This is a genomic window from Gelidibacter sp. (assembly GCF_039916245.1).
GTDB lineage: Bacteria > Bacteroidota > Bacteroidia > Flavobacteriales > Flavobacteriaceae > Gelidibacter.
In genome coordinates, this window is the sequence record NZ_JBDSLS010000298.1 from 1 (window position 1) to 14,342 (window position 14,342).

14 protein-coding genes are annotated in these 14,342 nt (G+C 37.2%); all 14 read left to right on the forward strand.

The window, feature by feature from the left end:
* Positions 1 to 501, forward strand: a 501-nt coding sequence (locus tag ABIQ28_RS15040) for an META domain-containing protein (RefSeq protein ID WP_348038756.1), incomplete at its 5' end; no start/stop codon positions are given.
* Positions 502 to 727: 226 nt separating this feature from the next.
* A complete protein-coding gene (locus tag ABIQ28_RS15045) occupies positions 728 to 1,540 on the forward strand; it encodes an SDR family oxidoreductase (RefSeq protein WP_348038758.1) in 813 nt (270 codons plus the stop codon).
* A 37-nt stretch (positions 1,541 to 1,577) separates the two neighbouring features.
* Positions 1,578 to 2,099, forward strand: a complete 522-nt coding sequence (locus tag ABIQ28_RS15050) for a DUF488 domain-containing protein (protein WP_348038760.1) — start codon at positions 1,578 to 1,580, stop codon at positions 2,097 to 2,099.
* Between the two features lie 810 nt (positions 2,100 to 2,909).
* On the forward strand, positions 2,910 to 3,329 hold the full coding sequence (locus ABIQ28_RS15055; RefSeq protein WP_348038762.1) for a hypothetical protein: 420 nt from the start codon (positions 2,910 to 2,912) through the stop codon (positions 3,327 to 3,329).
* A 272-nt stretch (positions 3,330 to 3,601) separates the two neighbouring features.
* Complete coding sequence (locus ABIQ28_RS15060; RefSeq protein WP_348038764.1) at positions 3,602 to 4,066, forward strand: N-acetyltransferase; 465 nt, start codon at positions 3,602 to 3,604, stop codon at positions 4,064 to 4,066.
* Between the two features lie 97 nt (positions 4,067 to 4,163).
* Complete coding sequence (locus tag ABIQ28_RS15065) at positions 4,164 to 4,364, forward strand: hypothetical protein (RefSeq protein WP_348038766.1); 201 nt, start codon at positions 4,164 to 4,166, stop codon at positions 4,362 to 4,364.
* Positions 4,365 to 4,382: 18 nt separating this feature from the next.
* Complete coding sequence (locus ABIQ28_RS15070) at positions 4,383 to 5,888, forward strand: amidohydrolase (RefSeq protein WP_348038768.1); 1,506 nt, start codon at positions 4,383 to 4,385, stop codon at positions 5,886 to 5,888.
* Positions 5,889 to 5,987: 99 nt separating this feature from the next.
* Positions 5,988 to 7,019, forward strand: a complete 1,032-nt coding sequence (locus ABIQ28_RS15075; protein ID WP_348038770.1) for an NADP-dependent oxidoreductase — start codon at positions 5,988 to 5,990, stop codon at positions 7,017 to 7,019.
* A 267-nt stretch (positions 7,020 to 7,286) separates the two neighbouring features.
* The gene (locus tag ABIQ28_RS15080; RefSeq protein WP_348038772.1) at positions 7,287 to 8,066 is read left to right on the forward strand and encodes a glucose 1-dehydrogenase; all 780 of its coding nucleotides are present in this window, start codon (positions 7,287 to 7,289) and stop codon (positions 8,064 to 8,066) included.
* A 242-nt stretch (positions 8,067 to 8,308) separates the two neighbouring features.
* A complete protein-coding gene (locus ABIQ28_RS15085) occupies positions 8,309 to 9,208 on the forward strand; it encodes a DMT family transporter (protein ID WP_348038774.1) in 900 nt (299 codons plus the stop codon).
* Positions 9,209 to 9,246: 38 nt separating this feature from the next.
* Positions 9,247 to 10,134: a DMT family transporter gene (locus tag ABIQ28_RS15090; RefSeq protein ID WP_348038776.1), complete on the forward strand. Its 888-nt coding sequence runs from the start codon at positions 9,247 to 9,249 to the stop codon at positions 10,132 to 10,134.
* A 446-nt stretch (positions 10,135 to 10,580) separates the two neighbouring features.
* Positions 10,581 to 11,972 (forward strand): NAD(P)/FAD-dependent oxidoreductase, encoded by a 1,392-nt coding sequence (locus tag ABIQ28_RS15095; protein WP_348038782.1) that lies wholly within the window; start codon positions 10,581 to 10,583, stop codon positions 11,970 to 11,972.
* A 120-nt stretch (positions 11,973 to 12,092) separates the two neighbouring features.
* Positions 12,093 to 13,547, forward strand: a complete 1,455-nt coding sequence (gene cls, locus ABIQ28_RS15100; protein WP_348038778.1) for a cardiolipin synthase — start codon at positions 12,093 to 12,095, stop codon at positions 13,545 to 13,547.
* 220 nt (positions 13,548 to 13,767) lie between these two features.
* Positions 13,768 to 14,342 (forward strand): hypothetical protein (locus ABIQ28_RS15105; protein WP_348038780.1); only part of this gene is annotated, 575 nt, incomplete at its 3' end.

Below are 14,342 nucleotides of genomic sequence, written 5' to 3' on the forward strand. Positions count from 1 at the left end.
CGAATGGCTTGTCCTGATTCAGATATTAATGAAGCCCAAATATTAAAAGTTTTTGAGACTGCAGATAATTTCACGATTGTTAACGGCATATTGTCGCTTAATAAAGCAAAAAAGGCACCATTGGCAGAATTTAAAAAAGAAGCTAATGCACCAATTGTAGAAAAATATTGGAAATTGAAAACATTAGAAGGTAAAGAGGTTAAAATGTCTAAAAACCAACAGCGTGAAATCTTTTTCACCTTAAATTCACAAGATAATAGAGTTACAGGATTTGCTGGGTGCAACACCATTTCAGGAGCATATACCTTAGAAGAAGGTAACAGAGTACGTTTTAACAATATGGCCACTACAATGATGATGTGCCCAGATGTCGATGTCAACGAATCTGAATTTTTAAAGATTTTTGAATTGGCTGACAATTATAACATCAATGGCGACATATTATCTTTAAACGTTGGACGAAGAGCGCCTTTGGCAGTATTTGAAGCGGTATATTTTTAACCAAATGATCGCATTGAATATGAATTTTGGAATTGACATTTGTTACTTCCAAAACGAGCAGATAAATTCAATGGTTTTGCTGCGGTAACAAACACGCTACTAAGTCTTATTGCACTTTACAACAGACGCTGGTTAGAAACATGTTTTTTAACCGGTGTTTATATAGATTGATACTCCAATCTCACGATAACACTAATTAGTATTAATTTTTTAACAATTTTTGAAAATGGATGCTCAAAAAAAAATGATAGTTATTACAGGAGGTGCAGGCGGCATTGGCCAAGCTTGTGCAAAATCTTTTAAAGATCAGCCGATAATTCTTACCGATTATTCCCAAAAAATGGTTGATGAATCTGTGGAAACGCTTAAAAAAGAAGGCTTTGATGTTTCCGGAATTGCTTGCGATATTACGAATAAAAGCGATATTGAAAAACTTGTAAAATTTGTGGCAGACAAGGGGTCGTTAAAAGCGTTAATTCATACAGCCGGCGTAAGCGGCACCGAAAAGGATCTTAAAAAAGTATATACGATTGACCTCATTGCAACAGAACTTTTAGTGGACGCTTTCTACGAACTTGCTGAAAAAGGTTCGGTAGCTATTCTACTTTCTTCAATGATGGCTCATACCATTCCACCCTATGAGAAATATGATGATGCCTTAAGCAATCCACAAGAAACTGGATCTTTTGAAACGGTAAGCCAATTTGTGAATGAAAGTTCAGATATCATGTACAATTTTGTGAAGCGTGGAGTCATCTTGCTAACTCACAAAAATGTGGATAAATGGGGCGAAAAAGGTGCGCGAATTGTAAGTGTATCGCCTGGGGTTATTGAAACGGCCATGGGATTAAAGGCGGCAGAAGAACACCCTGAACTTATGGAATCCATTAAACAGGCTACACCTTTAAAACGCAATGGTCAACCTGAAGATGTTGCGGATGTCATTTATTTTTTAGCAAGTGACGCCGCGCGCTTTATTACAGGAACCGATATTTTAATTGATGGTGGTGTTATTCAAAATATCAAAAAAATGGCGTAAATTTCTGTAAATAATAAGACAATAGAGCTCATTCTTTTTGAACCCTGATAAGACCATATGGACCTTAGGACATTCAACCCGAACCATTGAAGAGTTTTTGGAGCTGCTGAACATCTACGGAATAGAACGTCTTATCGATGTACGCCGTTTTCCAGGATCTCGAAAATATCCGCAGTTTAATGAAGATAGGCTTGAATCTGATTTGCTTGAAGAAGGCTTTTGGTACACGCATATAGAAGCTTTGGGAGGCCGGAGAAAAGTTAATCCCGAATCGAAAAACACGGTATGGCGACATCCATCATTTAGAGGCTACGCCGATTATATGGAAACTTCTGAATTCAAAAAGGCATTTACTACATTGGAAGTGTTGGCCTCTGAAAAAAAATGCGCCATCATGTGTTCGGAAGCGGTTTGGTGGCGGTGTCATCGCTCCATGATTTCAGATCAGCTCAAAGCAAATGGCTGGACCGTGATCCATATTATGAGTGAGCATCAAGCACAGGAGCATCCGTATACACAACCGGCGAAAGTGGTAAGTGGCCAGTTGTCCTATCATTAATTTTAATTTAAATTGATTTTCATGAATATCATACTTATATATCTTTCGCTTTTTTCAAGTTTAGTGTCCAATGATAATGCTCAACTGATAATCAATATTTCAAATCACTATTGTCCGGAAAAGAATTAAGACACTTCGACAAGCTCAGTAACCGCCGCTTCGCTGATAGAACCAAGAACAAAGACTAAACACGTAATTAGTTGAAAATAATGACTTTGAAATTAATAATTAGAATAGGTTATGATGTTTTAGCAATAGTTTTCAAAAAACCTCGAAATGAAGGAGATTGAGGATCAGAACATTGAAAGACCTTTATTTATCATTATTCTTAGTAGGTCAACGCAACTTTAATCGGACAACTTGATTTCAAATATTAAAATCCTGAAAGGAGAACTCATTATTGGTGTTTTGATAAGGAAGCAACCTTTCTGAAAGATGGTGCGGCCTTTAAGAATTATACGATATTTGTTGATAAAGCGAAGGAAACCATCATTATTAAAGATTTGCCCAAAGGCGAATATGCTGTTTCCTTGTATCATGATGAAAATTCGGATGGTAAATGCAATCGTAATATGTTGGGAATTCCAAAGGAAGGTTACGGATTCTCAAATAATATAATACCCGAGTTTTCAGCGCCTTCATATAAGGATTGTAAAATTTTACTTGCAAATAACAAAGTCCTGGATATTGTATTGCAGAAATAAACACGATAAATAGCTGTCAAATACTAACACACTTAATATCATAAAATAAATACTTGCTACGCTATCGTCAATTGCTTTTTAATTATGGATTATTAAATAGGACACTATGGCAACACAAAAACAACCTAGCTTAGTAAAAGGCATCCAATATTTTTTCTTAAAAGATAAATCCGTTATTCCGGTTTCCGTCGATGCCATCACAAATTCTGAAGAAACCGTTTTGGGAACTGCAGTAGTTTTGGCGATTACCTTATCGATGATTTTGACTTTGGTTGCTTATTTTGGCATTAAAGTAAAAAAAGCACCGTTTTTTCCCACCACAGTTTGGCTGACTATAAAACATGGGTTTTTCACTTTTGGGGTATTGATCTCATTAGCAGTGTTATGGCAAAAATTTATGGGTACCGTTGAGGTTTCTTTAGTTTCTGCGTTAATTATTATAGGTGTTATTGCAGGCGTGGTCTCGGCTATTATTAATTATCTCACTTTGAAAGAGAGCATGATTATTGAAAAAGTTAAGCAATAAACATATGCTATATCAATACTTTTTAGCAATTTGCTTGTTTTTTATAACGTTCATTGTTCAAGCTCAAGTTGATGAAAATCAAAATAAAATAGCGTAGTCCTTATGAACTGCTTTTAAGCTATTATAACACCAATTTTAATCCGTTAAAAAAAGGATTGCTCTAATTAAAGATGGCGATGTCTTTAGAAGATCGTTCGATGAAAAACATCAAGAAATTGCTCCAAAAGGAGATATTTAAAAATAAAAACCTTTTAATTCTGAAAACAGAACCCATGATAAGCATACGAAAAGCAACCGTAGACGATCTTAAAAAAGTTCATGAAATTGAAATCTTAAGTTTTAAAGAGGGCAGTTATCCGCTGTTTATGTTACGGCAATTGTTTGATATTTCTGAAGATTATTTTTTAATTGCTGAAGAAGAGGACAAGATTTTGGGGTATGCCTTAGGGAATCTTGTAGCCAAAGAGGAGCAGGGGTGGATCTTGTCCTTAGGTGTACATCCAGGCGCGAGAGGAAAACAAATTGGAAAAACCTTGACTAAAGAATTGATTGGGCTTTTAGAAGACAATGATTGTAAAGAAATTTGTTTAACTGTACATCCTGATAATGCGTCTGCCATAAAAATATATAAAACTTTGGATTTTGAAATCATCACGCTATCTGATAACTATTATTTGGATAACGAACCACGGTTTCTGATGAAAAAGGAAGCTGTCTCCAACATCGTAAATTCATAAAAAAGAACATGACACGCGCCTGTTCAACATTTCATCAACCAAGGAAATGATTAATCGCGAACTGCAGGCGACCCTTGAAAACAATAAATACAAACACATGAAAAAAACAATTTATATCATCATTTTAGTGACTGCTTTCTTTAGCTGTAAAAACAAGGAAGAATCAACCGATTCTGCAAAAACCGCGAAAGATCCAGCTCAATTATTTTACAATGGCGATATCCTCACAATGCATTCTGAAAAACCATCGTATGCAGAAGCTATTGTAGAGGAAAATGGTAAGATTGTTTTCGTCTGAAGTCAATCAGATGCAGAGATGAAATATCCAAATGCAAAAAAGATAGATCTTGAGAGAAAAACGCTTTTGCCAGGATTTATTGATCCGCATAGTCATTTTGGTATGGTGTCCAATACGATGGGACAGGTTGATTTGAATCCAGAGCCTGTGGGGACGGTTACTGATATCGAGGATATTCTGGCAAATTTAAAAGCCTATAAAGAAGCTAATAAGATTGCCGATGGCGAATGGATTTTTGGTTGGGGTTATGATGATGGAGAATTGGCTGAAAAACGTCATCCTACCAAAAATGATATCGACAAAGTGTTGCCAAACAATCCTGTGTATTTGCAACATACCAGTGGACATATGGGGGTTGCCAATACGTTGGCGCTCGAGAAAATGAAGGTTTCTGCCGATAGTAAAAATCCGGAAGGCGGGAATATTGTTCGTTTTCCAAACTCAAAAGAACCAACTGGTTTGGTTCAGGAAACAGCCATGTATCCATTTGTGCGTCACATGTTAGAAGAATTGGCCAGTAAACAAGCGAAGTTTTTCGACACTACACAACAGTATTATGCGGCGAACGGAATTACCACGGCACAAGACGGAATGACGGATCGCAACACCATTCGATTTTTTCAAGCCCAAGCAGATGCGGGTAAGTTTTATATTGATTTAATTTCCTTGGCAGGCTATTCTGAATTGGAAAGCAATTTAAAAGATTCTACACTGCATTTTAAAACCTATAAAAACGGCTTTAAAGTGCAAGGCACAAAAATTGTCGCCGATGGTTCGCCACAGGGTAAAACTGCCTATTTTACAAAACCTTATAAGTCGGAAGTTCCTGGTTGTACGCATGATTGCAGAGGCTTGCCAAGTTTAACTCAAGATGAATTGAATAAATTGTTTGTAATGGCTTATGATAAGGACAACCAATTATTTGTGCATTGTAATGGCGATGCCACGGTGGATATGGTTTTGGAAGCCCATCGAAATGCCTGTATTCAATTAAATCAGCCTTTGGATAAAGATCGAAGAACCATTGTGATTCATGCACAGTTTGCACGTCAGGACCAGTTGTTGAAATTCGTGCAGTATAATATGGAACCGTCATTTTTTACCAATCACGCTTACTTTTGGGGCGATGTCCATGTTGAAAATTTAGGCAAACAGAGAGCCGATTTCTTAAGTCCGATGGTTAGCGCAGAACGTTTGGGATTAAAGCCAACCAATCATTCTGACGCCACAGTCACGCCCATTGATCCGATTTTTACAATTTGGACCGCGGTTAATCGTGTGTCACGTTCAGGAGCTATTATCGGCGAAAAGGAAAGAGCCAAGCCTTATTTGGCATTAAAGGCAATTACCAGCAATGCCGCTTACGAGTTTTTTGAAGAAAATTTTAAAGGCACATTAGTAGAAGGAAAGCTGGCAGATTTTGTAATTTTAGATAAAAATCCACTGAAGGTAAAACCAATGGATATTAAAAACATTCAGGTTTTGGAAACGATTAAAGAAGGTAAAACAGTTTTTAAGAAATAAACCTTGAAAGGTAGAGTTTCTAGAGTCGATCCTTTTTGACAATTTTAAAGACCATATAATGGCCTGTTTTCGAAGCGTTACATCGTATATGCAATAAAAATGAAGACCCAACAAAATATGGAAATTGTTCTTGCTGAACATCCTAAAGGAGTTCCGACAGAAAATACGTTTAAGAGCAGCGCTATCGACATGCCGATTCTTAAAGATGGAGAAGTCTTGTTAAAAAGTCTTTATGTATCTGTTGATCCCGGAATGCGTGGTTTTATGGACAAAGGTGAGGATGATGCGGCAGGTGTAAAATTTAAAATTGGTAAACCTATTACCAGTAGAACTGTCGCTCAGGTCATAGAAAGTAAATCAGAAAATTTTAAGAAAGGTACCATAGTCCACGGTCGCTTGGCCTGGCAAAAATATCAAACCAGTTCCACAGATGCTTTGGAAAAAGTGGATCCGTCTTTGGCGCCCATATCGACCGCTGTAGGTTTGTTAGGAATCCCTGGTTTGGCAGCTTATTTTGGGATAATAAACGTTGGTTTGCTTAAAAAGGGAGAAACAGTAGTCGTTTCTGGAGCGGCCGGTGCGGTAGGTAGTATTGCTGTTCAAATTGCAAAGATCAAAGGCTGTAAAGTTATTGGGATTGCAGGATCAGAAGCCAAAATCGCGTATTTGGAAAACGAATTGGGTATTGATCAAGGCATTAACTATCAAAAAACCGAAGATATGGAATCTGCCATTAAAGCCACCTGTCCAGAAGGTGTCGATGTGTTTTTTGATAATGTTGGCGGCGAACTTTTTGATGCCGTTTTAGCTAATATTAATCGTAAAGCACGACTGGTAATTTGCGGACAGATTTCAGAATATAATAGTGATCATCCACCAACAGGTCCAAGGCCAGCACATCAATTAATTAAAAAATCCGCGCGAATCGAAGGTTTTGTAGCTTTTGATTTTATGGATGAATTTGATTTCGCAAAAAAACAGTTGGCCGAATGGTACAATACTGGCCAACTAAAATATAAAGAAAATCTTCTTGAAGGCTTTGAAAAAATTCCTTCAGCATTTATCGGATTGTTTTCAGGAGAAAATATCGGAAAGCAAATGGTTAAGGTTGCTGATGAAATGTGGTTATAGAGGTTGTAATTAAAGTTGTGTTTGAAAAGAATCAAGACCGGTTCGCTTTAAGAATCAAGAACAAAGACTAGCCTGGTAAAGCGTCGAAAATATGAGATTTAAATTTGTAAGAAGACGAAAGTTTTTATGTCAAAGTTTGTTTCTAAAAAAATAAAATTAATATTCTCATCAGGAACATTAGCTATTTATGACATGATTTTTATAAGATCGAATCACGTTAAATCGGAAAAAAATAAATAATAAAAATAAACAATAAATAATATTCATATGGATACATCAAAATTTTTTGACTTAAAAGGGAAAACCGCAATAGTCACAGGCGGAGCCAATGGAATAGGAAAAGCATGTTGCGAAATACTTGCGGCTTACGGTGCTAATGTGGTCGTTTCAGATTATAATTTGGAGGCTGCAGAAAAAACATCAAATGAAATTAGGGCTGACGGAGGCAAATCCATTGCGATCGATTGTGATGTGACCAGAGATGAAGCTTTAGTGAATTTGGTAGATAAAACCGTAGCAAAATTTGGCAGCATCGAAATCCTCGTGAATAACGTAGGCGGCGGCGGTGCTGGTAAAGAAAGTCCTTACGATATTACTGTAGAGCAATTTAAGAAAGTGTTCGACATGAACGTTTTTAGTATGTGGCGACTTTGCCAATTGGTAGCACCACACATGAAAAAAGCGGGTTACGGAAGCATTATTAATATGTCGTCTATGGCATCGATCAATAAGAGTCCGGCCATTAGTGCGTACGCGTCTTCTAAAGCAGCCATTAATCATATGACGAGAAACTTGGCCTTCGATTATGGACCAGATAATATTCGTATCAATGCCATTGGACCAGGTGCTACCAGAACGCATGCATTAAGTACGGTATTAACACCCGAATTGGAGAAAGCCATGCTGAAGCACACACCAATTCAAAGATTAGGAGAAGCGGAAGATATCGCCGGTGCGGTGCTTTATTTTGCGGCGCCAATTTCAAGTTGGACCAGCGGCCAAGTCATTTTCATCAATGGAGGTGGCGAACAAACATTGGATATGTAAGAAAGAATTAAGACCGCTTCGCTGTTAGAACAAAGAACATAGACTAAAGACTCAAATTGTAAAAATTTGAGTCTTTGTTTTAAAATTAATTAGCCATCTTAAAATCGCATTTTAATAGATTATAATTCCAGAATTAGCTGTCAAATATTACGTGGTCAAAAAGTTTGATAATTGAGATTATAAAAGCTTTTGACTGCGCTTATTGTTTTAAATTTGCAGCTTAAATTTTTTAAAGCAAAACAATGGCAAAAGCACTTGAAAACAAATGGATCGTCTTATGCATCCTCGCCCTGACTTGGGGAAGTGTTTTTATCTTAATCAAGAAAACCTTACTGGTTTTTAGTCCCTATGAAATTGGTGCCCTTCGAATGGTCATTTCAGGGATTGTACTCGTGAAATTTGGATTGCCAGCATTGCGTAAAATGTCCAAGGAAACGATGATATGGGTGGGTGTCGCAGGGTTTTTCGGTAATTTTTTCCCCACGTTTTTATTTCCCATAGCTCAAACACAAGTAAGCAGCTCTATGGCAGGTATTCTAGATACTTTAGTGCCAGTTTTTGTGCTCGTGATAGGATTTTTATTCTTCGGAATTAAAAGTAAATTGATCCAAATTGTTGGTGCGGTAATTGGCTTTTCGGGCGCTGCCGTACTGTTGTATTTCTCTCAAACAAGTGCTGGAGAGACGCAGTTTTTATATGCCTTACTTATTGTGTTGGCGACAGCTTGTTACGGCTTGTCTGCATTGATTGTGAAATATAGATTAGGTCATGTGCCATCACTTCAATTGTCGAGTGGCGCCATTTCGTTATGGCTCATTCCTTCATTGATTGCTTTGACATTTTCTGGTTTTTTTACCAGTTTTGAATCTTCTCCCGAAACATGGGAAGGGATTGGTTATATGATGATTTTAGGAGTTTTTGGAACTGCTATTTGTGGCGTTTTATATAATAAGTTAATTCAGGAAGTGTCGCCAGTATTTGCAAGTACGGTTACGTATTTATTGCCAATTGTCGCGGTAAGTTGGGGATTGTTGGATGGCGAAAGATTTACTATTTGGTATTTGTTAGGCGCTATGTTAATATTGATTGGCATTTATCTCATTAGAGAGCCCAAGAAAAAACCACAACATGTACCAAGATAACGTTCGCCTCAAATCAGTGGCCTAAAATTATATGACAGATGTTAAAATTACTTAACAACCGATGGTTTCTTTTCAGCATCCTGGCGCTTACTTGGGGAAGTTCATTCATCCTAGTGAAAAAATCATTGCTTGCCTTTTCTCCTTATGAGATTGGCGCCATTCGTGTCGCTGTTTCGGGACTTATCTTAGGGATTATTGGATTTCCCGCTATTTTTAAAATGCCTCGTAAAACTTTGTTTTGGGTGGTAGTGGCCGGTTTTTTTGGGAATTTCCTGCCTATGTTCCTGTTTCCAATTGCACAACAAGAGGTCAGCAGTTCATTAGCGGGAATTTTGGATGCCTTATTCCCCATTTTTGTGCTTGCTTTTGGATTTTTGTTATTTGGCATAAAAAGTACCGTAACGCAAGTTTTCGGAGGTGTTGTCGGGTTTTTGGGCGCCGCCAGCCTCATTTATTTTTCAGAAGCTAATTCCGAAGACTCTCAATTTTGGTATGCCATGCTTGTCGTTCTGGCAGGCGCGTCTTATGCTGTCAATGCTTTGGTCATTAAAGAGAGAATTCCGGATTTGACGTCTATCAAGTTAACGGCGGCGGTGTTTTCATTTTGGTCGATTCCCTCATTTATAATCTTATTTTTTACGGGATTCTTTCAAAATTTTGAATTGACACCAGAACGAACGGAAGCGATGGGTTATTTAGGGATTTTGTCCGTTTTCGGAACCGCCGTTGCCATGTTTTTGTATTATAAATTGATCCAGAACACATCGCCTGTATTTGCAAGTTCAGTAAGCTATTTATTGCCTATTGTTGCGGTCATGTGGGGAATTTTAGATGGCGAAGAATTCACTTTATGGTACATCGTTGGAGGTGTATTGATTTTAATCGGTATCTATATGATTCGTGAGAAGAAGGAGAAGCTTCTATAATGACTAGACCTCACAGGTTTTGGAAACCTGTGAAGTCTCTCGTAGTGTGTAACTTTTATTAAAATCAAGGAATTAAGACATTAGATGTCTAATTACTGATTATGGATATGCATTAAAATCTATAAAATTTTTAAATTCGTGCATTCGCGGCATTATTCTAAACCCCTGTTTTTTCTATTTTCTCATTCATAAAATTGGAATTTCGCCTAAAAACCATTATATTCTCCACTTCGGAAAAATAAAAAAATAATTCATGTATTGTGACTCCATTTCGTCTGTCTTGAGTCTTGATTTTTATTGAATACCTAGTGTACCTTTTGCTGCACCACTGCAGCTTTTTCCATAAATCAGAATTAATAATTGTTTGTAGAAATGCTTTTTATGTAAGTTTTTTTCTGCAGACTACAACTCTATTACTATAAATGAATAACAAAAGAATTGGAAAAATGACTCAAAAGCGTGTCGGAATTATTGGTGCAGGACCCAGTGGACTGGCGCAATTGAGAGCTTTTGAAGCAGCAAAAAATGTAGGATTGGATGTGCCGGAAGTGGTGTGTTTTGAAAAACAAAGTAATTGGGGCGGCATGTGGAATTACTCCTGGCGAACCGGTGTTGGGAAGTATGGAGAACCCATCCATGGCAGTATGTATAAATACTTATGGTCTAACGGTCCAAAGGAATGTTTAGAGTTTTCAGACTATTCCTTTGATGAACATTTTAAAAAGCCAATCTCCTCTTATCCACCCCGACCGGTATTATTCGATTATATCCAGGGACGGATTAAAAAGAATAAAGTGCGCGATTATATTCGGTTTGATACCACGGTGCGTTGGGTTAACTATAATGAGGAAACTGAAAAGTTTGAAATGGTTTTGGACGATCTGAAAATCAATAAAACCTACACGGAAGTGTTTGATTATCTCGTGGTGGCTTCAGGTCATTTCTCAACGCCAAATATGCCTTACTTTAAAGGGATTGAGGATTTCCCGGGTCAAGTGATGCATGCGCACGATTTCAGAGGTGCTGATCCTTATAAAGATCAAGACTTGTTGATTATCGGAAGTAGTTATTCGGCTGAAGATATCGGCGTGCAATGTCATAAACATGGCGCAAAGACGGTTACTTTGAGTTATCGAAGCAATCCGATTGGTGTGAATTGGCCAGACGGTATTACGGAAGTCCCGTTATTGACTTATTTTGAAGACGACATAGCCCATTTTAAAGATGGGACATCGGCCAGATTTGATGCCGTTATTATGTGTACGGGATACCAGCATAAATTCCCATTTCTACCGGATGAATTACGCTTAAAAACCAAAAATAATCTCTACCCTGACAATCTTTATAAAGGCGTATTCTTTAACGAATTGCCAAAATTGATTTATTTAGGAATGCAGGATCAGTACTATACCTTTAACATGTTTGATGCGCAGGCTTGGGTGGCGCGAGATTTTATGATGGAGCGCTATGAATTACCGTCAAAAGCAGAACGACGCATCGATATTGATACCTGGTTAAGCGCTAATGAAAAACTGCATTCGGGTGCTGATGATGTCGATTTTCAATCGGCTTACATTAAAGATTTATTGGCGATTTCTGACTATCCTGATTTTAACGTCGATAATGTTGGCGTGATGTTTAAGGAGTGGCTTCAGGATAAGGACGAGAATATTTTAACTTATAGAGATAAAACATTCCAAAGTGTGGTTACTGGTACCAAGGCCGAAACCCACCATACTGAATGGATGGACGAATTGGATGATAGTAAAGAACGCTATCTCTATTTTGATGAAAGTGAAGAGGAACTGGAAGAAGTTGCTGAAGTGCAACGCGAATAAGTTCTTGAAATCACTTAAATAGCTCATTTTTATTATGTAGACCTCACAAGTTTTTAAAACATGTGAGGTCTTTTTATTGAAGGAAATACCTTAATTTAACACTACAAAAAACACTTTAATATGAGTTGGATCTTACTTGCAGAAATCGCATATGGATTATTAGTTATTTTCGTCATTTTAAGGGTTTTATATGATACGCGAAGCAGCACTAAAGCGTTGGCTTATATCCTTTTTATTGTATTTGTTCCTTTTGTGGGCATGATTTTTTATTTTTCTGTGGGCATCAATTATCGAAAACGAAAGTTGTATTCGAAGAAAATTGTTGACGATGAACCGCTTCGAAAAAGCATTAAGGAAAGAATGAATACATATTCTGAATCGATAGGCACTTCGGGCTTAGTAGCCGGCAGCTATCAGAATTTATCAAAATTCATCTTGCATTCGGGAAGCAGTCCGTTAACCGCAAATAACCAAGTGAAACTGCTGATTAATGGGGAAGAAAAATTTCCAGAGCTCTTAAAAGCCTTAGAGAATGCGAAATCTCATATTCATATCGAGTATTATATTTATGAAAATGACATTACAGGAAATTCTGTGGCCAATATTCTGATCAGAAAAGCGCAAGAAGGCGTTGAGGTGCGATTTATGTATGACGATTTTGGAAGCCATGGGCTTGGCAAAGCATTTATCAAAAGATTAGAAGATGCTGGTGTACAAACAATCCCTTTTTACAGAATAAGATGGTATGCTTTGGCCAACCGACTCAATTACCGTAACCACCGAAAAATTATTATAATTGATGGTACAGTCGGATTTGTAGGAGGAATTAATATGAGTGATAAATACCGAAACGATCTCAAAAAAGAAAATCCTTTATTTTGGAGAGACACCCATTTGATGATCACAGGTGCAGCGACCTCGTATTTACAATACTTGTTTATGTGCGATTGGAATTTTTGCAGTCCAATATGTTTAGAGTATGATAAAAAGTATTTTCCTGATCAAACACAACATGACTCCATAAAAAATGATATCGTGCAAATTGCAGCATCAGGGCCAGATAGTAAGCAGCCTGTTATTTTCTATTCGCTATTGGAAGCCATTGGTTCTGCAAAGAATAGCATCTATATCACAAGTCCGTATTTTATTCCAGGAGAAAGCTTGATGGATGCTTTGATTATCGCCATTCAAAGCGGATTGGACGTCAAGATTTTAATTCCCGGTATTTCAGATTCTAAAATGGTAAATGCTGCGGCAAGTGCTTATTATACGGAACTCTTGCAATATGGCGCGAAAATCTATCAATACAACAAAGGCTTTGTTCACGCCAAAACAATGGTCATTGATGATAATTTAGCAATTGTTGGATCGGCAAATATGGATTACCGAAGTTTTGATCTCAATTTTGAAGTGAATGCGATAGTGTACGGTAATTCGCTTGCAAAACAATTGACGGATGTCTTTTATGATGATTTAGAAGAGTCTGAAATGATCGATGCATCGGTATGGCTTCAACGACCAAAATATATATTACTGTGGGAAAGAGCCGTCCGATTATTATCTCCGTTCCTATAAGAGTTTGATTTTCAGTAACATTTAACAAAACTTTGGCTGTGCCATATTCGAAAATATTCCAACACATCGTATATTTAGGATAGATTTAATATTAACAACCCAGAAGCACAATTTGCAGCTGATGAATTTAAATCTAACATATCTTCTATACATCTATAGTGTTATTAGATTTAAAATTAGGTTTGGAAATTATGCCTTCTACATTTAAATGTATAATACGATGAAAAAAACAAACAAATTTTATTCCGCAATCGCTGAAAATGGTAAACTAGACATTCAAAGTAAAAATTTAAATTGCGAAGAGGTCAGAAGGAGCCCTTCTAAAAATTTAAAAAATGCAATGTTAATGACATTCGTCATGGTTTTTGGCGCTGTCGGTATTTCAAATGCACAATTGAGCAAAGGCGATTATATGATCGGTACCGACTTGGGTAGTGGTATTACAAGTACAGCAAGCAACGGACTTTTCGGTTTTAACTTTGGACTTAATAAAGGTGCAGGATTTAACGTTGGATTAGCTCCAAAAGTTGGTTATTTTGTTTCTGATAACTTCTTGATAGGAGCAGTGGTCAATTTAGGTTATACTAAATCTGCTAAATCAGAAGGTGCTTCTGAAGCTACTCTCTATGGAATCCAGGCCTTATCTAGATACTATGTGTCTCCAGGAGAAAAAGGTATAGATAACTTGTTGAAAAACGGACGTTTTTTCTTGGAAGCAAATGCAGGTTTTGCAGGAGTAAATGTTAAAGATGGTCCAACTACAAATGGTTTTGCATTCGGATTTGGGCCTGGTTA